22 protein-coding genes and 1 tRNA gene are annotated in these 25,199 nt (G+C 71.3%); 9 read left to right on the plus strand and 14 right to left on the minus strand.

Going from position 1 to position 25,199, the window contains the following annotated elements; translation table 11 throughout:
• Positions 1-359 precede the first annotated feature (359 nt).
• The 3 genes from JK361_RS20745 to JK361_RS20755 form a co-directional block, all read right to left on the minus strand.
• Positions 360-433, minus strand: a tRNA-Pro gene (locus tag JK361_RS20745).
• A 66-nt stretch (positions 434-499) separates the two neighbouring features.
• Positions 500-1,258 (minus strand): Pr6Pr family membrane protein, encoded by a 759-nt coding sequence (locus JK361_RS20750; protein ID WP_201820525.1) that lies wholly within the window; start codon positions 1,256-1,258, stop codon positions 500-502.
• A 258-nt stretch (positions 1,259-1,516) separates the two neighbouring features.
• Positions 1,517-2,443, minus strand: a complete 927-nt coding sequence (locus JK361_RS20755; protein ID WP_201820528.1) for a metallophosphoesterase — start codon at positions 2,441-2,443, stop codon at positions 1,517-1,519.
• 95 nt (positions 2,444-2,538) lie between these two features.
• Between JK361_RS20755 and JK361_RS20760 the strand changes: the two genes are divergently transcribed.
• A complete protein-coding gene (locus JK361_RS20760; protein ID WP_201820531.1) occupies positions 2,539-3,006 on the plus strand; it encodes a GatB/YqeY domain-containing protein in 468 nt (155 codons plus the stop codon).
• Positions 3,007-3,467: 461 nt separating this feature from the next.
• Here the strand turns inward: JK361_RS20760 and JK361_RS20765 are convergent, their stop codons facing one another.
• A complete protein-coding gene (locus JK361_RS20765; protein ID WP_201820542.1) occupies positions 3,468-5,813 on the minus strand; it encodes a transglycosylase domain-containing protein in 2,346 nt (781 codons plus the stop codon).
• Between the two features lie 559 nt (positions 5,814-6,372).
• On the opposite strand from JK361_RS20765, the gene wblA reads away from it, so the two are divergent.
• Entirely contained in the window at positions 6,373-6,711 is a 339-nt protein-coding gene (wblA, locus tag JK361_RS20770; RefSeq protein ID WP_063777071.1) for a transcriptional regulator WblA, read from the plus strand.
• A 273-nt stretch (positions 6,712-6,984) separates the two neighbouring features.
• Here the strand turns inward: wblA and bagB are convergent, their stop codons facing one another.
• Positions 6,985-8,367: an ATPase BagB gene (gene bagB / locus JK361_RS20775; protein ID WP_201820545.1), complete on the minus strand. Its 1,383-nt coding sequence runs from the start codon at positions 8,365-8,367 to the stop codon at positions 6,985-6,987.
• On the minus strand, positions 8,364-9,341 hold the full coding sequence (gene bagA, locus JK361_RS20780) for an ATPase BagA (protein WP_201820548.1): 978 nt from the start codon (positions 9,339-9,341) through the stop codon (positions 8,364-8,366). The genes bagB and bagA overlap by 4 nt, the downstream gene beginning before the upstream one ends.
• Before the next feature lie 105 nt (positions 9,342-9,446).
• Here bagA and sp36 point away from each other — a divergent pair, with 105 nt between their 5' ends.
• From sp36 to JK361_RS20800, 4 genes are read left to right on the plus strand one after another with little or no spacing between them, the layout of a single operon-like run.
• The gene (gene sp36, locus JK361_RS20785) at positions 9,447-9,608 is read left to right on the plus strand and encodes a Sp36 family protein (RefSeq protein ID WP_003975360.1); all 162 of its coding nucleotides are present in this window, start codon (positions 9,447-9,449) and stop codon (positions 9,606-9,608) included.
• Positions 9,605-10,069: a RidA family protein gene (locus JK361_RS20790; protein WP_201820550.1), complete on the plus strand. Its 465-nt coding sequence runs from the start codon at positions 9,605-9,607 to the stop codon at positions 10,067-10,069. The genes sp36 and JK361_RS20790 overlap by 4 nt, the downstream gene beginning before the upstream one ends.
• Before the next feature lie 58 nt (positions 10,070-10,127).
• Positions 10,128-11,093 carry an NUDIX hydrolase gene (locus JK361_RS20795; RefSeq protein ID WP_236053280.1) on the plus strand — a complete coding sequence of 322 codons (966 nt, stop codon included), beginning with the start codon at positions 10,128-10,130 and terminating at the stop codon, positions 11,091-11,093.
• Positions 11,090-11,920: an MBL fold metallo-hydrolase gene (locus tag JK361_RS20800; RefSeq protein ID WP_201820552.1), complete on the plus strand. Its 831-nt coding sequence runs from the start codon at positions 11,090-11,092 to the stop codon at positions 11,918-11,920. Before JK361_RS20795 ends, JK361_RS20800 begins: the two co-directional genes overlap by 4 nt.
• A gap of 12 nt (positions 11,921-11,932) precedes the next feature.
• Here JK361_RS20800 and JK361_RS20805 read toward each other — a convergent pair whose 3' ends face one another.
• Positions 11,933-12,781 carry a nucleotidyltransferase domain-containing protein gene (locus JK361_RS20805; protein ID WP_201820554.1) on the minus strand — a complete coding sequence of 283 codons (849 nt, stop codon included), beginning with the start codon at positions 12,779-12,781 and terminating at the stop codon, positions 11,933-11,935.
• A 138-nt stretch (positions 12,782-12,919) separates the two neighbouring features.
• Positions 12,920-13,594, minus strand: coding sequence for a Crp/Fnr family transcriptional regulator (locus tag JK361_RS20810; RefSeq protein WP_030734182.1), 675 nt, complete (start codon positions 13,592-13,594; stop codon positions 12,920-12,922).
• A gap of 372 nt (positions 13,595-13,966) precedes the next feature.
• Here JK361_RS20810 and nth point away from each other — a divergent pair, with 372 nt between their 5' ends.
• The 3 genes from nth to JK361_RS20825 all read left to right on the plus strand — a co-directional run bounded on the left by nth (position 13,967) and on the right by JK361_RS20825 (position 17,003).
• The gene (gene nth / locus JK361_RS20815) at positions 13,967-14,962 is read left to right on the plus strand and encodes an endonuclease III (RefSeq protein ID WP_307787289.1); all 996 of its coding nucleotides are present in this window, start codon (positions 13,967-13,969) and stop codon (positions 14,960-14,962) included.
• Between the two features lie 55 nt (positions 14,963-15,017).
• Positions 15,018-15,713 carry an NUDIX hydrolase gene (locus JK361_RS20820; RefSeq protein ID WP_201820558.1) on the plus strand — a complete coding sequence of 232 codons (696 nt, stop codon included), beginning with the start codon at positions 15,018-15,020 and terminating at the stop codon, positions 15,711-15,713.
• A gap of 90 nt (positions 15,714-15,803) precedes the next feature.
• A complete protein-coding gene (locus JK361_RS20825; protein WP_201820560.1) occupies positions 15,804-17,003 on the plus strand; it encodes a MarP family serine protease in 1,200 nt (399 codons plus the stop codon).
• Between the two features lie 12 nt (positions 17,004-17,015).
• Here JK361_RS20825 and JK361_RS41340 read toward each other — a convergent pair whose 3' ends face one another.
• The 6 genes from JK361_RS41340 to JK361_RS20850 form a co-directional block, all read right to left on the minus strand.
• A complete protein-coding gene (locus tag JK361_RS41340; protein ID WP_236053281.1) occupies positions 17,016-17,195 on the minus strand; it encodes a hypothetical protein in 180 nt (59 codons plus the stop codon).
• Positions 17,196-17,334: 139 nt separating this feature from the next.
• Entirely contained in the window at positions 17,335-18,270 is a 936-nt protein-coding gene (locus tag JK361_RS20830) for an alpha/beta fold hydrolase (protein ID WP_201820562.1), read from the minus strand.
• Positions 18,267-18,755, minus strand: a complete 489-nt coding sequence (locus tag JK361_RS20835; RefSeq protein WP_201820563.1) for a phage holin family protein — start codon at positions 18,753-18,755, stop codon at positions 18,267-18,269. Before JK361_RS20835 ends, JK361_RS20830 begins: the two co-directional genes overlap by 4 nt.
• A 124-nt stretch (positions 18,756-18,879) precedes the next feature.
• The gene (gene nhaA, locus JK361_RS20840) at positions 18,880-20,316 is read right to left on the minus strand and encodes a Na+/H+ antiporter NhaA (protein ID WP_201820565.1); all 1,437 of its coding nucleotides are present in this window, start codon (positions 20,314-20,316) and stop codon (positions 18,880-18,882) included.
• A 205-nt stretch (positions 20,317-20,521) separates the two neighbouring features.
• Positions 20,522-22,477 carry an acetate--CoA ligase gene (gene acs, locus JK361_RS20845; protein ID WP_201820567.1) on the minus strand — a complete coding sequence of 652 codons (1,956 nt, stop codon included), beginning with the start codon at positions 22,475-22,477 and terminating at the stop codon, positions 20,522-20,524.
• A gap of 48 nt (positions 22,478-22,525) precedes the next feature.
• Positions 22,526-24,913, minus strand: coding sequence for a SulP family inorganic anion transporter (locus JK361_RS20850; protein ID WP_236053282.1), 2,388 nt, complete (start codon positions 24,911-24,913; stop codon positions 22,526-22,528).
• Positions 24,914-25,199 lie beyond the last annotated feature (286 nt).

Raw genomic sequence — 25,199 nt, forward strand, 5'->3', positions numbered from 1 at the left:
CGCTCAGTCCGTCCCCTCGTGTCAGACGGAAAGGATTAAGGGCCGCAAGCCGGGAGGGCGAGCCGCAGTGCCAGCCGCGGGGCCCGAGCCCACGCCCGGACAGGTGGCAGACCGGGAGAGGAGAGGCGCACGCAGCCGCCGTCCCAGCCAGCAGCCACCTGAGCCGTGGTGCACCTCACTGGGTGCAAGGCGGCTTCCAGCATGATGTGTCAGGCGCCGCCTCCGCCGAAGAGGCATGGGAGCCGTTTTGGGAGCCGGACTCCGAAGTCGGCTCCCAAACGGCTCCCAAAATGAACCCCCAAACCACTCAGGGGCCTGATCCACTCGATGGATCAGGCCCCTGACCTGGTACTTCACTGTCGGGGTGGCGGGATTTGAACCCACGACCTCTTCGTCCCGAACGAAGCGCGCTGCCAAGCTGCGCTACACCCCGATGTCGCTGCTTCTCGCGGCGACGACGTTTACTTTAGCCCACCGCTGGCTGTAGACGAAATCCGGTTTAGACGCGGTGCCGGATCGGGGTCGGGCGGGCATGGTCCAGGGCCACCAGGAGGACGGCCAGGGCGTACATCGCCAGGCCCAGGAGGAGCGCGTTCGCCAGGGTGCTGCGGTAGCCGTGGACCGTCACATCCAGGAAGGGATAGAGGTAGCGGGACGGGTCCGAGGGGGGCAGGAAGGCGGCCCGGATGAGGGTGAAGGCCAGGTAGGCCAGGGGGTAGAGGAGCCAGGCCGCGGTCTGGCGGAGGTGCAGGCGGCCCGCTGGGGTGAGCAGGAGCCAGTCCAGCACCGCCGCCGTCGGGACGAGCACGTGCAGGACCTGGAGGGCCGTCCACTGGGCGTGCCAGCGCTCCGGGACCGCCGCCGCGCCGGTCATGGAGAACGGGGGCGTCGTGTGGGCCAGGAGCAGGTGGTAGACCAGCGCCCCGACCACGGAGTAGAGAAGTGCGGCGCCTGTCAGGGCGGACGGGAGCGGGCGGCGGGCGCGCCAGGCCCGCGCCGCCGAGAGCAGCATGACCAGGGTCAGCAGGATGTTGGCCTGGACGCTGAAGTAGCTCAGGATGCGGAGCGGCGGGCCCAGCAGGAGTTCCAGCGCGACGCCGCCGGCCGCCGCCACGGCGGTCAGCAGGCGGAACACCGCGATCGCGGGGCGGCGGACCGGGGCCACCACCGCCGAGGCCGGGACCGGCGCGGGCAGCAGTATGGGCGGGCCCGGGACCGCGGGCAGGTCCGGGATGTCCCGGGGTATCGGGGCGGTCATGCCCCTCACGCTAGGAGCGGGGGGAGGGCGGGGCCATGTGGGTTGGGCCGGGTGGGTGAGAGGGGGGAGGGGAAGGCCGTACCCTCCGGTGTCGGCCCGCCCCTCGCGTTGCCTTTCCCCCTGCCGCCCTGTCCCTCGCGTTGCCTTTCCCCGTCTGCCGCCCTGTCCTGCCTGCTCCTGGGGCTGCTCCCGTGCCCGGCGCGCCGTTGCTGTCCCTGTGGCGCTGCCGGCGCCCGGCGCCGCCCCGCCCCTCGGGTCCTACTCCCTGCCCACCAGCGTCAGCAGTGTCGCCTCCGGAGGGCAGGCGAAGCGGACGGGGGTGTAGCGGTTGGTGCCGCAGCCCGCCGAGACGTGCAGGTAGGACGTACGGCCCTCCGCCGTGTGCGTGGACAGACCCTTCACGCGGTCCGTGTCCAGGTCGCAGTTGGTGACCAGGGCGCCGTAGAAGGGGATGCACAGCTGGCCGCCGTGGGTGTGGCCGGCCAGGATCAGCGGGTAGTCGTCCGCGGTGAAAGAGTCGAGGACCCGCAGGTAGGGCGCGTGGACCACGCCCATGGAGAAGTCGTACGTCCCCGACGGCCCCCCGGCCACGTGGGCGTAGCGGTCCCGCTTGATGTGCGGGTCGTCCAGACCGGTCAGCTCGATGGAGACGCCCTCGATCTTGAGGACTCCGCGTGTGTTGGTCAGGTTCAGCCAGCCCGCCGCGTCGAAGCCGTCCCGGAGGTCCTCCCACGGGTTGTGGATCACTCCGACCGCCGGGGCGTTGCCGTTCAGGCCGTGGCGTCCGCTCACCTTCTCCAGCAGGTAGCGGGCGGGGTTGCGCGGCTTGGGGCCGTAGTAGTCGTTGGAGCCGAAGACGTACGCGCCAGGGAACTCCATCAGCGGACCCAGGGCGTCCAGGACCTCGGGGATGCCCTCGGTGTCCGACAGGTTGTCCCCGGTGTTGATCACGAAGTCGGGGCGCAGCCCGGCCAGCGACTGAAGCCAGCGCTGCTTCTTGCGCTGGCCGCTCACCATGTGGATGTCGGAGACCTGCAGCACACGCAGCGGGCGCATGCCCGGGGGCAGGACGGGGACGGTGACCCGTCGGAGGCGGAAGGATCTGGCCTCGATTCCCGCCGAGTACACCAGGCCGGCGGCGCCGGCCGCCACGATCCCCAGGGGAATTCCGTATCGCGCGCGCATGTGCCCATCGTGTCAGACCGGTTGACCAGGGCGGGAAACGGCCGCCGGTTAAATCGGCGGGCGTGGCAGGCCTCGCACCTGCGACAATCGGGGCCATGACCACCACGCTCAAGTCGAAGCTGCAGGACGACCTCAACGCCGCGATCAAGGAGCGCGACGAGCTCCGCTCCTCGACGCTCCGGCTGACGCTCACCGCGATCACCAAGGAGGAGGTCGCGGGCAAGGAGAAGCGGCAGCTGTCCGACGACGAGGTCCTCAAGGTGATCACCCGCGAGGCGAAGAAGCGCCGTGAGGCGGCCGACGCGTTCGCGCAGGGCGGCCGTGCCGAGCAGGCCGAGCGGGAGAAGGCGGAGGGCGAGGTGCTCGCCGAGTACCTGCCCAAGCAGCTGTCCGACGAGGAGCTGAACGCGATCGTCACCCAGGCCGTTCAGGAGGCGAAGGCGGCCGGCGCCGAGGGGCCGCGGGCCATGGGTGCCGTCATGAAGATCGTGAACCCGAAGGTGGCGGGCCAGGCCGAGGGCGGCCGCGTCGCCGCCGTGGTGAAGAAGCTGCTCCAGGGCTGAAAACCAAGCCTTGGAACGGCGGAAACGGCTGCTCAGGACTGAGGCGGCGGAAACGGCTGCTCCCTCAGGACCGAGACGGCGGAAACGGCTGCTCCCTCAGGGCTGAAACACCGGAAGCGGCCGCTCCAGGGCTGAAAGGGCGGAAGCCGCGGCCGCGGGGTTGCACCCGCAGTCGCTCCACCGCCGCGAGGCCGCACCGCGCCGCCCCGCCACCGCGGGGCCGCACCCGCAGCTTCTCCGCGCCCGCGAGGCCGCGCCGCCCCGCGACCGCCAGTCTGCCCCCGCGCCGCTCCGCGACCCCCAGTCCGCACCCGCGCCAGTCCGCACCCGCGCCGCCCCGCCACCCCGGGGCCGCACCCGCAGCCTCTACTCGACCGCGAGGCCGCACCCCCAGCCGTTCCACCACAACGGGGCCGCACCCCCTTTCGAGGGTGCGGCCCCGTTGTCGTACCGCGAGGGCGTCAGTGCCGGCGGCCGCCGGTGCCGTTGTTCCCGCCGTTGCCCTGGCCCTGGATGAAGTTCTCGGGGATGGAGAACGTCGGCGTCGGGAACGTCCCGCCGATGCCGCCGCCGGTCGCGTCACCGTTGGCCCCGCCGTTGCCGGTTCCCCCGTCCGTCGGACCGCCGATCAGTCCCCCGATCACCTGTCCCGTCGTGTCCCCGTTGTTCCCGTTGTGCCCGTGGTGATCGCCCCGGTCGTCCCTTCCCCGGTCGTCCTCGTCGTCGGTGTCGTCGGGGATGTCGATCAGGTGGAAGTCCGGAGCGGGCTTGCCCTCCAGCGCACCGCTCATCATGTCGCGCCAGATCGGGCCCGGGACCTTGCCGCCGTAGACCTTGTCGTACGGGACACCCCCGATGGTGATGCCGGTCATCTTCCGCTTGTGCTGCGGGTCGCCGACCCAGACCGCACCCGCCATGTTCGGGGTGTAGCCGACGAACCAGGCCGCGTAGCGCTCGTCCGTCGTACCCGTCTTGCCCGCGCTCGCGCGGCTGTCGAGACCGGCCTCCTGGCCCGTGCCGTCCTCGACCACGCCCTTGAGGAGCGTGCTGACCGTGTCCGCGGTGTTCTCCGACATCGCCCGCGAGCAGGTCGACTTCGGCACCTCCAGGGACTTCTGCTCGCTGCCGACCTTCTTGGTGACCGACTCGATGGCGACCGGCGTGCAGTACATGCCGCGCGAGGCGAAGGCGGCGTACGCGCTCGCCATCGTCAGCGGGGACATCTCCTGCGTGCCGAGCGCGATGGAGGGGGCCTGCCGCATCTGGCGGCCGTCCGCGCGCTGCACGCCCATCTTCTTGGCCATGTCGACGACCGGGCAGATGCCGATGTCGCTGATCAGCTGCACGTAGTAGGTGTTGACCGACTTGGCGGTCGCCTCCTTCATGCCGTACGGGCCGCGCTCCTCCTCGTTCTCGTTGGTGAGCTTGGTGGGCTTGCGCGGGTCGTCGCGCCACACCTTGCCGTCGCACGCGGAGACCGGGCTCGGGTACGTCATCTCGTACGGCGACGAGTACTCCTGCGTGGGCTGCTTACCGCCCTCGATGGCCGCCGCGGCGACGATGGGCTTGAACGTGGAACCGGGCTGGTACCCGACGCCGCCGCCCATGTCGTGGTTGACGGACAGGTTGATCGTCGTCTCGTCGTTGCGGATGTTGACGCCGTACGGGCGGGACTGGCCCATGGCGAGGATCTTGCCGGTGCCGGGCTCGACGATGGTCGCGGCGGTCGCCACGGCATCGCTCTTGTAGACGTGGTCCTTGATGGACTCCTGCGCGGACTCCTGCGCCTGCGGGTCGAGCGTCGTGCGGATCGTCAGGCCGCCCTGGTTCCAGAGCTTGGCCCGCTTCTCCTTGGTCTTGCCGAAGGCCGGGTCGGTCAGGAGGATCTGGCGGACGTAGTCGCAGAAGAAGCCGGCGCCCTTCACCGCGGTGATACAGCCGTTCTTGGGGCGGCTGGTGTGGAGGCCGAGCGGCTTCTCCTTGGCCTGGTCGGCCTCCTGCTGGGAGATGTCGCCCAGCTCCGCCATGCGCTGGAGGACGATGTTGCGCCGCTTGGTGGCCTCCGCCTCGTCGTTGACCGGGTCGTAGCGGCTCGGGGACTGCACGATGCCGGCCAGCAGCGCCGATTCCTGGAGGTTCAGGTCCTTGGCGTGCTTGGAGAAGTAGCGCTGGGAGGCGGCCTCGACGCCGTAGGCCTGCTCGCCGAAGAAGGTGATGTTCAGGTAGTTCTCGAGGATCTTCTTCTTGCCGAGCTTGTCCTCGATCTGGATCGCGTACTTCAGCTCGCGGATCTTGCGGCCCAGGGTCTGCTGGGTGGCCTCGGCGACCTTGGTCGGGTCGTCGCCGGCCTCCTCGATGAAGTAGTTCTTCACCAGCTGCTGGGTGAGCGTGGAGGCACCCTGCGCGACCCCGCCCTCCTGCGCGTTCTTGTTCAGGGCGCGCAGCACGCCCTTGAGGTCGACCGCGCCGTGCTTGTAGAAGCGCGAGTCCTCGATCGCGACGATCGCCTTCTGCACGTACGGCGAGATGTCCTTGAGTTCGACCACCGTACGGTCGCGGGAGTAGACGGTCGCGATCTGGTTGCCCTTGTCGTCCAGGATCGTGGTGCGCTGACTCAGCTGGGGACTCTTCAGGTTGGCCGGGATCTCGTCGAAGCCCTTGACCGAGCCCTTGGCCGCGAGGCCCAGCGCGCCGGCCGCGGGCAGCGCGATGCCCGCCATCACTGCTCCGGCGAGCACACTGACACCGAGGAACTTGGCGGCCTGCTGCATGGGCGACAGACCACCGCCCGAGCGCTTCTTTGGCATGGGGGCAGCCTAATCCGTACTGTTGAGCGTTCCTAAGGAGCGACTGCCTCTCGGGATGTTCCGAGTACCGGATCGTGACGTACCGCCCGGGGTCGCCGGGGCGCGCCGCCGTGCGTCACGGCACGGCAAAGCAGAACGCCTACGTGTCCATTCGCCGGACACGCGCGCAGGCATTGGCCTAAGCTGCTCTCAACTGTCACAGCAGTGCGGTCATGTATCCATACGTCCGGCGACCCCGAATCGTTCCGGAGGTAGACCGGAATTTCCCCGGGAGCGAGGCCGCTTCCCTTGGGGGGCCAGCCCGAATCCGCCGCGTGTGTCACTTGGCGCCCGGTGTGACGTACCACGAGTGTCCCGGTTTGCCGGGAATATCACTCATGTCGCCAGCTCACTCCCGCGGGTGATCTGCCGCTTACCCATAGTCCGTTCGGGCCATTCAAGATTGGGCCCGAAGGGGGTGTTGCGCTGTCCCCACCTTCCGTAACGTCCTCAACTGGCGGCGGTGAATATGCCGCTGCCGCCGTGGGGGAGCCTCGATTCGGGAGAGGACGGCGCCGGTATGGGCTGGGTAACCGACTGGAGTGCGCAGGCTGCCTGCCGCACTACCGATCCGGATGAACTGTTCGTTCAGGGAGCAGCGCAGAACAGGGCCAAGGCGGTGTGCACCGGATGCCCGGTACGCACCGAATGCCTGGCGGACGCGCTGGACAACCGCGTCGAGTTCGGCGTGTGGGGAGGCATGACGGAGCGGGAGCGCCGCGCACTGCTGCGTCGGCGGCCCACCGTGACCTCCTGGCGCAGACTGCTGGAAACCGCCCGCTCGGAGTACGAGCGGGGCACCGGGATCGTGCCCCTCGACAACGACGAGGTGTACGAGAACTACGCGGCCGTGAGCTGAGGGCATCCCCTCCGGCCGCATCCATGGGCCGACGGCCGCCCGGACACGACGGCAGTAGGTGTGCCGACGTGAGCCGCGCGGAGGCCCGGCAGGGTACGGCCTGTATCGCGGCGGTACGGCCTGTGTCGCCGGGATGCGACCACCGTGTCGCGCCTGAGGATGTCGTGCCTGCGGGTGCCGTGCAGGTGACCGCCCGCGCCGTATGAGGGCCGAGAGGCGCCGCGCGCCCGGGTGGGCCGTGTGAGCGCAGAGCTGTCCGTGCTGTGTGCCTGCCTATATGTGCTCCGGGTGTTCTGGGTGCTCCGGCCGTTCGGCCGCCAGCCGGTCCCCGATGTCCCGCAGGCCCACGAGGTCGTGGACATCGCCGGGCAGCGCGGGTACTTCGACCACCGCCACCTCGGGGTGGCGGGCGGTGAAGCGGTCGCGCGTGCGCTGCTCGCGCGAGAGCAGCTGCATGCGGTCGGCGTGCAGCCGCAGCAGGCCCGCGGTGAGCCGGTCGACGGAGTGCTCCGTGTCGGCGGGGGAGCCTTCCTCGGGAGCATTGGCGGGGGCATCGGCTGCGGTCTCGGTTGCGGAAGATTGTGAACTGCCGTACGTGTCGGGAGAGTTACGAAGACTTGCTTTCCCGTCCGCCTGATCCACAATGCGGCGGTCCTCAAGATTTTCCGCGGCGGCGAGCGCCCGCTCGGCGGACAGCCGGCCGGCACCGCTGCCGTGGACCCGGTTGAGCACCAGACCCACCAGCGGCATGTCCTCCGCGGCCAGCCGCTCCACGAAGTAGGCGGCCTCGCGCAGCGCGTCCCGCTCCGGAGCCGCCACCACCAGGAAGGCCGTGCCGGGCGCCTGGAGCAGCTTGTAGGTGGCGTCCGCGCGCGTGCGGAAACCGCCGAAGGTGGTGTCCATCGCGGCCACGAACGTCTGCACGTCCTTCAGCAGCTGACCGCCCAGCAGCTTGCCGAGCGTGCCGGTCATCATCGACATGCCGACGTTGAGGAACGCCATCCCCGCGCGTCCGCCGAGCTTCGCCGGTGCGGTCAGCAGGCGGATGAGCCGGCCGTCCAGGAAGGAGCCGAGCCTTTTGGGCGCGTCGAGGAAGTCCAGCGCCGAGCGGGACGGCGGGGTGTCGACCACGATCAGGTCCCACTCGTCCTTCGCCCGCAGCTGGCCCAGCTTCTCCATCGCCATGTACTCCTGCGTGCCCGCGAAGCCCGCCGAGAGCGACTGGTAGAAGGGGTTCGCCAGGATCGCGGCGGCGCGCTCGGGGTCCGCGTGCGCCTCCACGACCTCGTCGAAGGTGCGCTTCATGTCGAGCATCATGGCGTGCAGCTCGCCGTCGCCGTCGGTGCCCTTCACCTTGCGCGGCACGTTGTCCAGGGAGTCGATGCCCATCGACTGGGCCAGCCGCCTGGCCGGGTCGATGGTCAGGACGACCACCTTGCGGCCCCGCTCGGCCGCCCGGAGCCCGAGCGCCGCCGCGGTCGTCGTCTTGCCGACCCCGCCCGAGCCGCAGCACACCACGATCCGCGTCTTCGGGTCGTCCAGCAGCGGATCGATGTCGAGCACGCGCGCGGGGGCCAGCCGCCGTGCCGCCTCCTGCGGCTCGGCCGTCCCGCGCCCCTCGCGGGCCTTCCGTGCCTCCGCCCGGTCAGGACTCATGACAACCCCTGCTTCCGCAGCTCGGTGGCGAGTTCGTACAGGCCCGCGAGGTCCATGCCCTCGGCGAGCAGCGGCAGTTCGTGCAGCGGCAGGCCCAGCTCGCCGAGGACCGCGCGCTGCTCCTGCTCCAGCGCGTACCGCTCGGCGTACTCCGCGGCCTGCTCCAGCAGCGGGTCCACCAGCTTCTCGGCGTTCCCGCCCCGCCGGGCCCCGCCCAGTCCGGCCGTGGAGAGCGCCTGTGCCACCGAGGAACGCTCCACGGTCCGTACGAGTTCCAGGTCGGCCGCGTCCAACACCTCGGGCCGGACCATGTTCACGATGACGCGGCCCACCGGGAGGCGTGCCGCGCGGAGTTCGGCGATGCCGTCGGCGGTCTCCTGGACCGGCATCTCCTCCAGCAGCGTCACCAGGTGCACCGCCGTCTCCGGCGACTTCAGCACTCGCATGACGGCCTGCGCCTGATTGTGTATCGGGCCGATCTTCGCGAGGCCCGCCACCTCGTCGTTGACGTTCAGGAAGCGGGTGATGCGGCCGGTCGGCGGGGCGTCCATGACGACGTAGTCGTAGACGAACCGCCCGGACCGGTCCTTGCGGCGCACCGCCTCGCACGCCTTGCCGGTCAGCAGGACGTCCCTGAGGCCGGGCGCGACGGTGGTGGCGAAGTCGATCGCGCCGAGCTTCTTCAGCGCCCGGCCCGCGCCACCGAGTTTGTAGAACATCTGGAGATAGTCCAGAAGGGCCAGTTCGGGATCGATGGCGAGGGCGTACACCTCGCCGCCTCCCGGAGCGACCGCGATCTTCCGTTCCTCGTACGGAAGCGCTTCCGTCTCGAAGAGTTGTGCGATGCCCTGCCGGCCCTCGACCTCTACGAGAAGCGTCCGCTTCCCCTCGGTCGCGAGGGCCAGCGCGAGTGCGGCGGCGACCGTCGTCTTTCCGGTCCCGCCCTTGCCGCTGACGACCTGGAGCCTGCTCACATCTTCGAGACTAACCAGTCCGGCCGACGGTCACGCGGGAGGCTGTGGATAACGGGGGCGTGGTGGGCCGCCTGACCCTCCCGTCACAGCGGCTACAGTCGGCCCATGACCAAGTGGGAATACGCAACCGTGCCGCTGCTCGTCCATGCCACGAAGCAGATTCTGGACACCTGGGGCGAGGACGGCTGGGAGCTCGTCCAGGTCGTGCCCGGGCCGAACAACCCCGAGCAGCTCGTGGCCTACCTGAAGCGGGAGAAGCAGGCGTGAGCGCGGTCGAGGAGAAGCTGGCGCAACTGGGCCTGACCCTGCCGGAGGTCGTGCCGCCGCTGGCCGCGTACCAGCCGGCCGTGCAGTCCGGGGTGTACGTCTACACCGCCGGCCAGCTGCCGATGGTGGAGGGCAAGCTGCCGGTCACCGGGAAGGTGGGCGCCGAGGTCACGCCGGAGGAGGCCAAGGACCTGGCCCGCACCTGCGCGCTGAACGCGCTCGCCGCCGTGAAGTCCGTCGCCGGTGACCTGGACCGCATCGCGCGCGTGGTGAAGGTCGTCGGCTTCGTCGCCTCGGCGTCCGACTTCACCGGTCAGCCCGGCGTCGTCAACGGCGCCAGCGAACTGCTCGGCGAGGTCCTCGGCGACAAGGGCGTGCACGCCCGCAGCGCGGTCGGCGTCGCGGTGCTGCCGCTGGACGCGCCGGTCGAGGTCGAGATCCAGGTGGAACTCGCCCAGTAGGCCACCGCGACCCCGGGCGCCCCTCGAACATTCGCCCTATACGGGATAGCCTCCGGCCATGGCGAACGGTCAGTGGTATCCCCCGGAGTGGCCGGACCGCATCCGCGCGCTCGCGGACGGCACGCTCACCCCGGTGACCCCCCGGCGCGCGGCCACGGTGCTGCTCCTGAAGGACACCCCGGGCGGCCCGGTCGTCCACATGCTGCGCAGACGCGCCTCCATGGCCTTCGCCGGAGGCGCGTACGCATATCCCGGGGGCGGTGTCGACCCGCGTGACGACGACCGTCAGATCCGCTGGGCGGGCCCCACGCGCGCGTGGTGGGCCGAGCGGCTCGGTGTCGACGCGGCGGGCGCCCAGGCGATCGTCTGCGCGGCCGTGCGGGAGACCTACGAGGAGGCCGGCGTGCTGCTCGCCGGGCCCGGCCCGGACACGGTCGTCGGCGACACCACCGGGGACGACTGGGAGGCCGACCGCGCCGCCCTGGTCGCGCGCGAGCTGTCCTTCGCCGAGTTCCTGGACCGGCGCGGCCTGGTACTGCGCTCGGACCTGCTGGGCGCCTGGACTCGGTGGATCACCCCCGAGTTCGAGGCCCGCCGCTACGACACGTGGTTCTTCGTGGCCGCCCTGCCCGAGGGACAGCGCACCCGGAACGCCTCCACGGAGGCCGACCGCACCGTGTGGATCCGCCCCGCGGAGGCCGCCGCCGGGTACGACAAGGGCGAACTGCTGATGATGCCGCCCACCATCGCCACCCTGCGCCAGCTGCTCCCGTACGGCACCGCCGCCGAGACGCTGGCCGCCGCGCCCGCGCGCGACCTGACACCGGTACTGGCGCGCGCCCGCCTCCAGGACGGCGAGATCGTCCTGTCCTGGCCCGGGCACGACGAATTCACCAAGCATGTCCCGACGACCGGGACGGCCGCGACGGCGGCGGTGACGACCGCCGAGGCGGGTACGCGGACGAAGAGCCCGGCGCACCCCCAGACAACCACCCCGTCGACCACCGGTGGAGGCCCCGTATGACCGACGCAAGCGTCCTGCCGGGCCAGCCACGGGGCTCAGTCCTCTCGGGTCCGGCCACCGAACGCGCGGTCAACGTCCTCGCGCCCAACGCCTCCGCGATGACCCTGGACGGCACCAACACCTGGATCGTGGCCGAGCCGGACTCCGACCTGGCCGTGGTCATCGACCCGGGCCCGCTGGACGACGACCACCTGCGCAACGTCGTGGACACGGCCGAGAAGGCCGGCAAGCGCGTAGCCCTTACCCTGCTGACCCACGGTCACCCCGACCACGCGGAAGGCGCCGGCCGCTTCGCCGAACTGACCGCCACGCGTGTGCGTGCCCTCGATCCGGCCCTGCGGCTCGGCGACGAGGGTCTGGCCGCGGGCGACGTGATCGCCCTCGGCGGCCTGGAGCTGAGGGTCGTACCGACCCCCGGGCACACCGCGGACTCGCTGTCCTTCCATCTCCCGGCCGACCGCGCCGTACTGACCGGCGACACCGTCCTCGGGCGCGGTACGACGGTCGTGGCCCACCCCGACGGCCGGCTCGGGGATTACCTGGACTCCCTGCGACGGCTGAGGTCCCTGACGGTGGACGACGGCGTGCACACCGTCCTGCCGGGCCACGGGCCGGTCCTGGAGGACGCCCAGGGCGCCGTCGAGTACTACCTCGCCCACCGCGCCCACCGGCTCGCCCAGGTGGAGACCGCGGTCGAGGACGGCCACCGCTCCCCGGCCGAGGTCGTCGCCCACGTCTACGCCGACGTGGACCGCTCGCTGTGGCCGGCGGCGGAACTCTCGGTCCGCGCCCAGCTGGACTACCTCAGCGAGCACGGGCTGATCTAGGGCCCGTCCGGATCACGCCGGGCTCGCCGGAGGGGGGCCCTGGTCCGGGCGGGGCGCCTTGGTGCCGTGCACGCGCGCGTACTCCTCGGCGAGCCAGGGCCCGAGGTCGTCCACGTAGGACCGCAGGACGTCCGGGTCGCCGACGGGTTCGTAGCCGCGGTGCGCCGCCGTACGCAGCTGTGCGGCCCGCTCGGGGTAGTACACGGCGAACGCCTCGGCCATCTCCCGCAGATCGCTGGTCCAGCCCTGCCAGCGCGGCATGACCAGGGTGAAGCCGGTGCGGACGAGGTGCCGGGACATGAAGCGCACGAGCGGCCGGCGGGCCTCCTCGGTGTCCGGGGCGCCCTCGATCCGCTCCCGCCAGCGCGGCAGCCACCGGGCGAGGTCGCCGTTGGTCTCGCGGGCGAGCAGGGAGCCGGGGCGGTAGCGCGGCAGGCGCCCGGCGAGGTCCTCACCGAGCAGCGGGGTGCACAGGCAGGCGACGAACCAGCCCAGGTCGTACCGCTCCGCTTCGCTCAGCAGCCGCTCCCGGCCGTAGAGCAGCGTGCCGACGCCGTCGATCTGGGTGAACTCCTCGTCGACCGCCTCGCCGAGGGCCCGTACGGCGTCCCGGTCGCCCTCGGCCGGCTCCTCGCGCAGGGCGATCAGGAGGTCCAGGTCGCTGCGCCCAACGCGCGCGGTGCCGCGCGGAATCGACCCGTAGAGGTACGCGCTGTGCAGCCGTTCCCCGAAGGCGTCCAGGATCCGGTCGCGGGCGGCGGCCACGACTGGGCGGAAGACGTCGGGAACGCGCGCGAGGGAGCCTTCGCGCGCGATGAAGCCCTGGGCGTCGAGTCCGGGACGGTGAGCGGTGTCGGCCATGCGCTCACTGTGTCGCGTACGCCTCGCCGGGGCAGCTGATTTTCGGGCGCGGGGCAGGCCACTGTCCGCCCGACGCCTGCGGGCCTGGCCGTTGGCGGCGGCAGGTGGGGGGCCGGGGGCCGGAGCCCCCGGGGACGGTCAGCGTGACCTCTTGGCCAGCCTTTCGACGTCGAGCAGGATCACGGCGCGTGCCTCGAGACGCAGCCAGCCGCGCTGGGCGAAGTCCGCGAGGGCCTTGTTCACGGTCTCGCGGGAGGCGCCGACCAGCTGGGCCAGCTCCTCCTGGGTGAGGTCGTGGACGACGTGGATGCCCTCCTCGGACTGCACGCCGAAGCGGCGCGAGAGGTCCAGCAGGGCGCGGGCCACGCGGCCGGGGACGTCGGAGAAGACCAGGTCGGACATGGCGTCGTTGGTCTTGCGCAGACGGCGGGCGACGGCCCGCAGCAGGGCGCCGGCCACCTCCGGGCGGACGTTCAGCCAGGGCTGGAGGTCACCGTGGCCGAGACCGAGCAGCTTGACCTCGGTCAGCGCGGTCGCGGTGGCCGTGCGGGGGCCCGGGTCGAACAGCGACAGTTCGCCGATCAGTTCGCCGGGGCCGACGACGGCGAGCATGTTCTCCCGGCCGTCGGGGGAGGTGCGGTGCAGCTTGACCTTGCCCTCGGTGACGACGTACAGCCGGTCCCCGGGGTCGCCCTCGTGGAAGAGGGAGTCGCCGCGTGCGAGGGTCACCTCACTCATGGAGGCGCGAAGCTCCGCGGCCTGCTCGTCGTCGAGAGCCGCGAAGAGCGGGTTGCGCCGCAGAACGTCGTCCACGAGTTCTCTCCTTGTCGACCTGCTCAGGGGATCTTGCTCCCCCTGTGTATCAGGGGACCGTGTTCCCCATTTTGCCGGACGGTCCAAACAGTGTGATCTGTCACAAGGATGCCGCACAGGTGTCCCGGGGTAAGCGTCAGGGGTCCAATCGGGGGCCGGTCTGCCGGGTCCGGGGCGGATGGCGGTGCCGGGCTTTAGGCTGGCCGGGTGTCCAAATCGCCGGTGAGAGCACAGGCCAAGGGGGCTGGGCGGGTGGTTGTACGTCGGGATTCCGCTGTGGGCGAACACGCTTCCGGAGGAAGTAGTAAAAGGGGCAAATCGGCTAAAAAGACTGCCTCTGCTCCGGAGAAGACCTCGCAGCGGGCCGCGCCGGTGAAGAAGGCCGCCGAGGAGGCTGCGCCCGCGGGGAAGGCCGCCGGGGAGGCCGCGGTGGTGAAGAAGGCCGTGCCGGCCAGGAGCGTCGGGAAGAAGGCGGCGCCGGCGAAGAGGGCGGCCGCCGCCAAGGGGGCCGCGAAGAAGGCCGCGGTGGTGAAGAAGGCCGCGCCTGTGAAGAAGGCCGCGTCCGTCAAGAAGATCGCTGTCAGGCCGCCGGCCGGCGAGTCCCCCACCGCCCTGGTCCGCCGGGCCCGCCGCATCAACCGCGAACTGGCCGAGGTGTACCCGTACGCCCACCCGGAGCTGGACTTCGAGAACCCCTTCCAGCTGCTCGTCGCCACGGTGCTGTCGGCCCAGACCACCGACCTGCGGGTCAACCAGACCACCCCGGCGCTCTTCGCCAGGTACCCCACCCCGGAGGACCTCGCCGCCGCCAACCCGGAGGAGGTCGAGGAGATCCTGCGCCCCTGCGGTTTCTTCCGCGCCAAGACCAAGTCGGTCATAGGGCTCTCCAGGGCCCTCACCGAGGACTTCGGCGGCGAGGTGCCCGGCAAACTGGAGGATCTGGTCAAGCTGCCCGGCGTGGGCCGCAAGACGGCCTTCGTCGTCCTCGGCAACGCCTTCGGGCGGCCCGGGATCACCGTGGACACCCACTTCCAGCGGCTGGTCAGGCGCTGGCAGTGGACCGAGGAGACCGACCCGGACAAGATCGAGGCCGCCGTCGGCGCGCTCTTCCCGAAGAGCGACTGGACCGACCTGTCCCACCACGTGATCTGGCACGGCCGCCGGATCTGCCATGCCCGCAAGCCCGCCTGCGGCGCCTGCCCCATCGCCCCGCTCTGCCCGGCCTACGGCGAGGGCGAGACCGACCCGGAGAAGGCGCAGAAACTCCTGAAGTACGAGAAGGGCGGCTTCCCGGGGCAGCGGCTGAAGCCCCCTCAGGCCTATCTCGACGCGGGCGGCAAACCGGCGCCGCCGCTGGGGGCCGCGTGACGGAACGATCTCGGGGCCCTCGGGCGTTGGAGAGGGCAGAGCGACGGGGGTGGCGATGACGAGGGCAAGCGACACACAAGGCGGTCCGGTGACGCTCAGCAAGGAAGGGCTGCCGGACTGGCTGGATCCCGTCGTGCGCGCCGCCGAGACGGTCCAGCCGCTCCAGCTGAGCCGCTTCCTGCCGCCGGAGAACGGCTCGGGGCGGCAGTCGGCCGTGCTGATCCTCTTCGGCGAGGGACGGCACGGCCCCGAGCTGCTGCTCATGGAGCGGGCGGGCTCACTGCGCTCGCACCCCGGACAGCCGTCCTTCCCGGGCGGCGCGCTGGATCCGGAGGACGGCGACCCGCAGGGCGAGGGCCCGCTGCGGGCCGCGCTGCGCGAGGCCGAGGAGGAGACCGGGCTGGACCCGGCCGGCGTGCAGCTCTTCGGCGTCCTGCCCCGGCTGTACATCCCGGTCAGCGGCTTCGTCGTCACCTCCGTGCTGGGCTGGTGGCGCGAGCCCAGCCCGGTCGGCGTCGTCGACCCGAAGGAGACCGCCCGGGTCTTCACCGTCCCCGTGTCGGATCTCACGGATCCCGCCAACCGCGCCACCGCCGTCCACCCCAGAGGCCACAGTGGTCCGGCATTCCTGGTCGAATCGGCCCTGGTCTGGGGTTTTACGGCGGGAGTGATCGACCGTCTGCTGCACTACGCGGGCTGGGAGCGCCCGTGGGACCGGGGGAAGCAGGTCCCGCTCGACTGGCACGCATGACAGGGTGATCCCCGTGCTGTATCCCCCGGGGCGACCCCCGGGCCCCGGCCGAGCTGCTGGGAGCGGAGTGAGTAGGCGAGGCCTGAAGCAGTGAACGTGCTGGACATCCTGTTGCTCGTCGCGGCCGTGTGGTTCGCGGTGGTGGGCTACCGCCAGGGCTTCGTCGTCGGCATCCTGTCGGTGATCGGGTTTCTGGGCGGCGGCCTCGTCGCCGTGTACGCGCTGCCCGTCATCTGGGACGCCGTGACCGAGAAGGCGGAGGTCGGCACCACCGCCGCCGTCGTCGCCGTGGTCGTCGTCATCGTCTGCGCCTCCGTGGGCCAGGCCCTGACCACCCATCTCGGCAACAAGCTGCGCCGGTACATCACCTGGTCCCCGGCCCGCGCCCTGGACGCCACCGGCGGCGCGCTGGTCAACGTCGTCGCGATGCTCCTGGTGGCCTGGCTGATCGGCTCCGCGCTGGCCGGCACGACCCTGCCCACGCTCGGCAAGGAGGTCCGCGGCTCCAAGGTGCTCCTCGGCGTCTCCCGGGCGCTGCCCGACCAGGCCGACACCTGGTTCGCGGACTTCTCCTCCGTGCTCGCGCAGAACGGCTTCCCGCAGGTCTTCAGCCCGTTCTCCGACGAGCCGATCAAGGACGTGCGGCCGCCCGACCCGGCCCTCGCGAACAGCCCGGTCGCCCTGCACGCCCAGCGCTCGATCGTCAAGGTCACCGGCACCGCCCAGAGCTGTGGCAAGGTCCTGGAGGGCACCGGCTTCGTCTTCGCCGACCGCCGCGTGATGACCAACGCGCACGTGGTCGGCGGGGTCGACGCGCCGCGGGTGCAGATAGGCGGCGAGGGCCGCAAGTACGACGCCAAGGTCGTGCTGTACGACTGGAAGCGCGACATCGCCGTACTCGACGTGCCGGACCTGCGGTCGGCCGCGCTGCGGTTCACCGACCAGGACGCGACCGGTGGCGACGGCGCGATCGTCGCGGGCTTCCCGGAGAACGGCTCGTACGACGTGCGCGCCGCGCGGGTCCGCGGGCGCATCACGGCCAACGGCCCGGACATCTACCACCGCGGCACGGTCCGCCGCGACGTCTACTCCCTGTACACCACGGTCCGGCAGGGCAACTCCGGCGGCCCGCTGCTCACCCCGGACGGCAAGGTGTACGGAGTGGTGTTCGCCAAGTCCCTCGACGACGCCGACACGGGCTACGCCCTGACGGCGGACGAGATCCGGGCCGACATCGACCGGGGCCGTACGGCGAACGAGCAGGTGGATACCGACAGCTGCGCCCTGTAGGCGTGGTGGCGGTCAGCCCCGCGGGTGACGCAGGCGTACCGAGACCCAGCGGGCCCGGCGGCGAAGGATGCGCGGAATCCCCACCCGGAGGTCGCCTTCCGCGAGTTGCGGGGTGCCTCGCTGAGGCGTGCTCAGGCCCGTGGCCGAGCGGCGATTGCGGGGTGCGTCACTGTAGTCGTGCGTCCAGCCCATACCCCGACGTGTGCCCCCGCCCGAAGGTCGATAACCGCCTCCGCGCCGCCCAATTGGCCTATGCGGCAGGCATGTGGCCGTTCGAGGGACATCTGTTCACGATACGGATACTCATCGCATCCGATCGCTCACAGAACGGTCACCGGTCGGGTTCGGGGTCCTTGAGCCAGTTGACCAGTTCGGTGGAGAACGCCGCCGGGTCCTCCTCGTGCGGGAAGTGGCCGAGGCCGTCGAACAGCCGCCAGCGGTACGGGGCTTCGACGTACTCGCCCGAGCCGGCCGCGCTGCGCGTGCGGGTCACCGGATCCAGCGAACCGTGCAGATGCAGCGTGGGCACCCGCACCGGCCGCTTCATCCGGCGGTAGAACTGCACGCCGTCCGGGCGGGCCAGCGAGCGCACCAGCCAGCGGTACGGCTCGACCGAGCAATGCGCCGTGGAGGGGATGCACATGGCCCGCTGGTACGTCTCCACGGCCGCGTCCTCCGGCAGCCGCGGCCCGGACCAGTCCCGGATCAGCCGGCCCACCAGCGCACCGCCGTCGGCGGTGAGTTGACGCTCCGGGATCCACGGCCGCTGGAACCCCCAGATGTAGGAGCTGGCGGCCGTCTGGCGGGCGTCCCGCAGCATCGCCGCGCGCCAGCGCCGCGGGTGCGGCATGGACACCACGGCGAGGCGCCGCACGAGCTTGGGCCGCATGGCCGCCGCCGTCCACGCCAGATAGCCGCCGAGGTCGTGGCCGACCAGCGCGGCGTCCGGCTCGCCGAGCGAGCGGATCACCCCGGTGACGTCCAGCGCCAGGTTGGCGGGGTCGTACCCGCGGGGCGTGCGGTCGCTGCCGCCGACGCCCCGCAGGTCCATCGCCACCGCCCGGTAGCCCGCGTCCGCGAGCGCGGCCAGCTGGTGCCGCCACGTCCACCAGAACTGCGGGAAGCCGTGCAGAAGCAGCACCAGCGGGCCGTCGCCCAGCTCGGCGATGTGGAAGCGGGCGCCGTTGGCGGCGACATCGCGGTGGGTGACCTGTCTCCCGTCCGGGAGGTCGATCCGCACGGGCGAGAGGGCGGCTGGGTCCGTCATGACGACGAGCGTGCCACAGCCTCGATGGCCGCGGGAGCCCGATCCTCGGGCAGCTCCGGGCGCGGGTGCGGCTTGGCGTTCTGCAGGACGCCCGCCGTCTCCTTCATCGAGGCGGCCACCTTCTGCGGGCCCTGGCCCTTCTTGGCCTTCTTCGCGAACACCACGCCGATGAGCGCGAGGAGGCCGGCGACGAGCACGTTGGCCGCGAAGGACAGCAGGAAGCAGACGGCCAGGTTCCAGCCGCTCCAGGTCCTGATGCCGTAGGCCAGGGCGAAGTTGAGCATCGGCAGGGAGAACACCAGCACCGCGCCGGCGATCGAGAAGGCGCCGCCGCTCGCCGCGCCCTTCTTCACGTCCCGCTTCAGCTGGGCTTTGGCCAGGGCGATCTCGTCGTGCACCAGCGCCGACAATTCGGTCGTCGCCGAGGCGAACAGCTGGCCGATGCTGCGTTCGGCGCCGACCGGGCTGCCGTCGGGTGCGCTCATCGCGTTCTCCCTCAGAGGTCTCTTGTGCCGCACTGCGCTGGGTGGAACGGCCGTCATGTCGGTACGGCCATCCGGGTAGCCGTCGTGCGCGTGCGGCCGTCTTGTTTTGTACCGTCTCGTCAGATCATGCCGGACGGTCGCTCTCCTCGCCTGCCCCGCCCGCCACTTCGGCAAGCCCGTGGCGTGCCCCGGCCGCCCGCTCGGCGGCCAGACGCCGGTGTTCGGCGGCCTTGCGCTCGTGGATCGCGGCCATACGGAGGTGGTACGCCGGGTCGTCCTGCTCGTAGACGTCCGGGATGCCGTCCAGGTCCTCGTCGCGCTCCTCGTCCTCGCACAGCCTGCGGTAGCGGGCGTTGCGCAGCTTCAGCAGCAGCGTCGCGCACACCGCCGCGATCAGCGATCCGGTGAGGACGGCCGCCTTCACCTCGTCCGTGAGCACGGCGTCGCCCTCGAAGGCCAGCTCACCGATGAGCAGCGAGACCGTGAAGCCGATCCCGGCGAGCGAGGCCACGGCGAAGACGTCGGCCCAGGCCAGCTCCGCGCTGAGCTGCGCGCGGGTGAAGCGTGCGGTCAGCCAGGCGCCGCCGAAGATCCCGGCCGTCTTGCCCACCACCAGGCCGAGCACGACGCCGAGCGTCTCGGGCCTGGCGAACACGTCCCCGAGCGCCCGGCCGGATATCGGCACACCGGCGCTGAACAGCGCGAACAGGGGTACGGCGAGCCCGGCCGACAGCGGCCGCACCAGATGCTCGATGTGCTCGGCCGGCGAGTGCTCCTCACCTTCCCGGGGGGTGCAGGGCAGCATCAGGCCCATCGCCACGCCGGCGATGGTGGCGTGCACGCCGCTGTTGTACATCAGTGCCCAGACGACGACGCCGAGCGGCACGTACACGTACCAGCCGCGTACGCCCTTGCGCAGCAGCAGCCAGAAGACGGCGAGGCCGGCGGCCGCCCCGCCGAGTGCGGCCAAGTTCAGCCGGTCGGTGAAGAAGACCGCGATGATCAGGATCGCGAAGAGGTCGTCGACGACCGCGAGCGTGAGCAGGAAGGCGCGCAGGGCGCTGGGCAGTGAGGTGCCGATGACCGCGAGGACGGCGAGGGCGAAGGCGATGTCGGTGGCGGTGGGGACCGCCCAGCCCTGTGTGGAGCCGTGTCCGGCGAGACTGGTGAGCGTGTAGACGAGCGCGGGTACGGCCATCCCGCACAGCGCCGCCACGACGGGCAGCACGGCCGCCCTGGGATCGCGCAGATCCCCTGCGACCAGCTCGCGCTTGAGTTCGATACCGGCGACGAAGAAGAACACGGCGAGCAGTCCGTCGGCGGCCCAGTGGGCGACGGAGAGGTGCAGGCCGAGGGCGGCGGGGCCGAGGTGGAAATCGCCGACGCTCGCGTAGCTGTGGCGCAGGGCGGGGATGTTCGCCCATGCCAGTGCCGCCACCGCGGCCAGGAGCAGCAGGACGCCGCCCACGGTCTCGGTGCGCAGCGCGTTCGCGACAAAGGTCCGCTCGGGCAGGGACAGCCGGTCGAGGACCTTGCGGGGGGTGGTGCGGGGCGCGGTCACGGGAGACCTCCGGGGGCAGGCGGGACTCACATGCCGACCAGACTTCCCGGCGCACCTGGCGTGCCGCTCCCTGCGGCACTTTGCTTAGTTTACCTAACGTGGCGCGTTCCGGGTCCGGCGATCTTCACGTTAGTCACCTCGGGGGCGCCCGGCACGTTCGCCGGCCGGGTGCCCCCCGGTGTGCCGTTCACGCGTTCCCGTGTGCTCAGTCCTCGCTCGATGTCGCGGGCATTTTGTTCTGGATCAGTGACATGACTGTGCTGTCGGTCAGGGTCGTCACATCGCCCAGCTCACGGTTCTCGGCGACGTCCCGCAGCAGGCGGCGCATGATCTTGCCGGAACGGGTCTTGGGCAGCTCCGCCACCGGCAGGATCCGCTTGGGCTTGGCGATCGGGCCGAGAGTGGCCCCGACGTGGTTGCGCAGTTCGCCGACGAGCTGGTCGGTCTCCGTGACCGTGCCGCGCAGGATGACGAACGCGACGATGGCCTGACCGGTGGTCTCGTCCGCGGCACCCACGACGGCGGCCTCGGCGACCGACGGGTGCGAGACGAGCGCGGACTCCACCTCGGTGGTGGAGATGTTGTGCCCGGAGACGAGCATCACGTCGTCCACCCGGCCCAGCAGCCAGATGTCCCCGTCGTCGTCCTTCTTCGCTCCGTCCCCGGCGAAGTACTTGCCCTCGAAACGGGACCAGTAGGTGTCGATGAACCGCTGGTCGTCGCCCCAGATGGTGCGCAGCATCGACGGCCACGGCTCGGTCAGCACCAGGTAGCCACCGCCGCCGTCGGGCACCTCGTTCGCCTCGTCGTCGACGACGGTCGCGCTGATGCCGGGCAGCGGACGCTGTGCCGAACCGGGCTTGGTCTCGGTGACACCGGGCAGCGGCGTGATCATCATGGAGCCGGTCTCGGTCTGCCACCAGGTGTCCACGACGGGCGTCCGGTCGGCGCCGATGTGCTTGCGGTACCAGACCCAGGCCTCGGGGTTGATGGGCTCGCCGACCGACCCCAGGAGGCGCAGGCTGCTCAGGTCGAACTTGGCGGGGATGTCGTCTCCCCACTTCATGAACGTCCGGATCGCGGTCGGCGCGGTGTAGAGGATCGTGACCTTGTACTTCTGCACGATCTCCCAGAAGCGGCCCTGGTGCGGGGTGTCCGGCGTGCCCTCGTACATCACCTGCGTCGCGCCGTTGGCCAGCGGGCCGTACACGATGTACGAGTGCCCGGTCACCCAGCCGACGTCGGCCGTGCACCAGAACACGTCCGTCTCCGGCTTGAGGTCGAACACCGCCCAGTGGGTGTAGGCCGTCTGGGTGAGGTAGCCGCCGGAGGTGTGCAGGATGCCCTTCGGCTTCCCCGTCGTACCGGAGGTGTAGAGGATGAACAGCGGGTGCTCCGCCTCGAACGCCTCCGGGGTGTGCTCGGCGGACTGCCGGCCCACCAGGTCGTGCCACCACACGTCCCGGCCGTCCGTCCAGGCCACTTCCTGCGCGGTACGGCGCACCACGAGCACGTGCTCGACGTTGCCCGCCTTCTCGACCGCCTCGTCGACGGCCGGCTTGAGCGCGGACGGCTTGCCGCGCCGGTAGCCGCCGTCGGCGGTGATGACGACCTTGGCGTCCGCGTCCTGGATCCGCGTTGCGAGAGCGTCCGCGGAGAATCCGCCGAAGACGACCGAGTGCGCCGCGCCGATCCGGGCCGAGGCCAGCATCGCGACCGCGGTCTCCGGGATCATCGGCATGTAGATGGCGACCCGGTCACCCTTCCGCACGCCCAGCTCCAGCAGGGCGTTGGCGGCCCGGGAGACCTCGTCCTTCAGCTCCGCGTAGGTGATCGAGCGGCTGTCGCCGGGCTCACCCTCGAAGTGGATGGCGACGCGGTCCCCGTGGCCGGCCTCCACGTGCCGGTCCACGCAGTTGTACGCGACGTTCAGCTCGCCGTCCTTGAACCACTTCGCGAACGGCGGGTTGGACCAGTCCAGCGTCTCGGTCGGTTCCTTGGCCCAGGTCAGCCGACGGGCCTGCTCGGCCCAGAAGCCGAGCCTGTCAGCCTTGGCCTGTTCATACGCCTCCGCGGTGACGTTGGCGTGCGCGGCCAGGTCGGCGGGCGGCGCGAACCTGCGTTCTTCCTTGAGCAGGTTGGCCAGGCTCTCGTTGCTCACGACATCTCCCTTTCGAAGGGTGTCCGTTGTGTCCCAGGCCACAGCTCATCAGACGCGGGGGTCCGATGACAAGGGTCGGCCCGAAAATTGGTTTAGACCTGTCTCGAACGTTGACCGTGCCGGACCACATACGTCCTCACCTCGGCGGACGTCTTCCGTGACGTCCTCGAACACCGTTCCTTCCTCCGATCCCGCGAGCAGGTACGCCTGGGCCTCGCCCACGTGGAAGTACATGCCGTGCAGCTCCAGCTCTCCCCGGGCCAGCGCCCGGGCGACCGGGGCGTGCGCCCCGAGGTGCGCCAGTTGCTGGACGACATTGGTCAGGCACAGCAGCTCCACCGCGTCCGCGGGGGCCCGCCCGGCCAGTCGGGGCCCGCCGAGCCGGTCGCCGGACATTCGCGCCAGGCTCGGGAGACCGTGCCGCAGCCACCGCTGCAGCGGGGTGCTCTCGTCGCCGCCCCCGGTGGTGAGCAGCGCCTGCATCGCCCCGCACCCGGAGTGCCCGCACACCGTGATCGAGCGCACTCCGAGCACGTCCACCGCGTACTCGATGGCGGCGGCCACCGAGTCGTCGCCGTGTTCCTCGCCCGGCGGCGGCACCAGGTTGCCGACGTTGCGGACGACGAACAGGTCGCCGGGACCACTGGCGGTGATCATCGACGTGACGAGCCGGGAGTCGGAGCAGGTGAGGAAGAGCTGGGCGGGCCGCTGGCCCTCCCGGGCGAGCCGCGCCAGCTCGTCCCGCACCAGCGGCGCGGTGTTCCGCTGGAACGAGCTGATGCCGCGGGCCAGTTCCCCGCCGGCCTCCTGCCCGGCCGGGGCGGCGCAGGCACCGGCGAAGCAGGACTGGTGGTTGCGCCAGGGCGTCCAGGGGCGGCACCGGCACTCGGCTGACGGGGCCTGTCCGGCGGTCCGGATTCCGCCGCGCCGGCCCGTCAACTCGGCCGTTCCGCCCCGCGCGGTGTGGGCACTGCGCCAGTCCTGCAGTGACTCGTACGCCGCGTGGTCCATGAACGAACCGTCCAACTCCACGACGGCGTGGGCGCCTTGGGGTACGAGATGCAGGGCTCTGCTGAGCCGGGGCACCGCGAGGAAGGTCAGCTGGCCGCGGACCCGTAGGTGATGGACTCCTCTCTCCTCTGCGTGGGTGATGCGGGTGTGGGCGAGACGGTGCAGGGCGACGGCGACGGCCACGGCGATGCCGAGGCACACGCCCTGGAGGACGCCCAGGAACACCACGCCGAGTGCGGTCACGGCGTAGACCGGCACTTCGCGGTGGCGCGTCACCGTGCGGATGTGGTGCAGGGACACCATCTGGATGCCGACGGCCATCACCAGGGCGGCGAGGGAGGCGAGCGGGATCCCCTCCAGGACCGGGACCATCAGCAGCGCGGCGACTACTACGAGAACGCCGTGCAGCATCGTGGAGTTCCGGCTGACCGCACCCGATTTCACATTCGCGGTGCTGCGCACCGCCACACCCGCGACCGGCAGCCCGCCGAGGGCTCCCGAGACGATGTTGGCGGCGCCCTGGCCGAGCAGCTCCCGGTCCAGGTCGGAGCGGCCGATGCGGGACTGGGGGCCGGGACGGGAGGCGACCAGCTTGTCCACGGCCACCGCGCCGAGCAGCGACTGCACGCTGCACACCAGGGTGGTGGTGAGCACGGCGACCGCGACCCCGAGCACCGGGCCCTCGGGCAGTCCGGCCAGGGCATGGCTGTGCCAGGACGGCAGGCCGACCCGGGGCAGGGCCAGGCCGGTGAGGGCGGCGGTCGCGGCGGCCCCGGTGACGGCCACGAGGGCGGCCGGCACCCTGCGCAGCAGCCGGCCGGCGCGGCCGGGCAGCCGCGGCCAGGCCAGCAGCAGGGCCAGGGTGAGCGCGCTCATCGACACCGATGCCGGGTGCAGGTCGGCCAACTGGGCGGGCAGGTCCCGTAGGTTGGCGAGGACGGAGCTGTCCGGGCTGCCGCCCAGGACGATGTGCAGCTGGGCGACGGCGATGGTGATGCCGATGCCGGCGAGCATGCCGTGCACCACGGCCGGGCTGACCGCGAGCGCGCCGCGCGCCACCCTCAGGCAGCCGAGGCCGAGCTGGGCGAGGCCGGCGAGGACGGTGATGCCGCAGGTCGTCCGCCAGCCGTAACGGTGGATCAGGTCGGCGGTGACCACGGTGAGTCCGGCGGCCGGGCCGCTGACCTGGAGCGGACAGCCGCCCAGCCGGCCGACGACGACTCCGCCGACCGCGGCGGCCACGAGGCCGGCCTGGAGCGGGGCGCCGGTGGCCAGGGCGATGCCGAGGGAGAGGGGCAGGGCGATGAGGAAGACCGCGACCGCCGCGGACAGGTCGGCGCCCTCCAGGTGAAGGCGGCGGCGCGGCGGGGCGGGGCTGTGCGGCGGGTGGGGCTGCGGGGTGTGAGGGGGTGCGCAGGCTGACATGTTCCCGTCTCCTCCGGGGCGGCGCGGTCGCGGACTGGGTGGGACCCGCGGCGATGGGCGGGGTCGGTCGCGGCCGTGGGTCACGGCGTGCAGCGGCGGGATGGATCAACGCTCGGTAAAAGAACCGTAATGCGAAGTAAAGGTCAAGCATGGGTTTTCGGGGCAAACGGGGCACAAGATCGCCTGCTGGAGTGAATTAATCATTTGATCGGCTTGTCGTACTAATTCCTTCTCGGCCCCGTGCGATCTTGGCGGCGCTGCCAGGCAAAGCCCGGCATATCACCAC

The sequence above is a fragment of the Streptomyces musisoli genome, from assembly GCF_016741855.1.
Taxonomy (GTDB): domain Bacteria; phylum Actinomycetota; class Actinomycetes; order Streptomycetales; family Streptomycetaceae; genus Streptomyces; species Streptomyces musisoli.